Here is a 261-nt window from a genome sequence, read left to right on the forward strand (position 1 = left end):
CGGGCCAGTAAACATTCAGGATCACTTTATGAAGTGACAAAAAAACAGCTGGCAATTTCTGACACCCAGCGATGGCTACATATTGGCGATAATAAATATGCTGATATCAATAATGCGCAAAAACATAACATACAAACGCATCACGCAGATTGGAGCACCATAGATAACCGCTTCCTGCCTGCCAGCGGCGCCGGAGCCAATCACATTGTTGCAAAAATTATTTCTTTTCTGGAGACCAAACAGGCCAGTCAATATATACCT

At 42.9% G+C, this 261-nt stretch carries 1 protein-coding gene; it reads left to right on the forward strand.

The window, feature by feature from the left end; genetic code table 11:
• Positions 1-33 precede the first annotated feature (33 nt).
• On the forward strand, positions 34-261 hold a 228-nt coding region (locus tag HBA93_RS21840; RefSeq protein ID WP_221724646.1), incomplete at its 3' end, for a hypothetical protein.

Origin of the sequence: Ochrobactrum sp. SFR4 (assembly GCF_019730395.1) — a bacterium.
Lineage (GTDB): Bacteria > Pseudomonadota > Alphaproteobacteria > Rhizobiales > Rhizobiaceae > Pseudochrobactrum.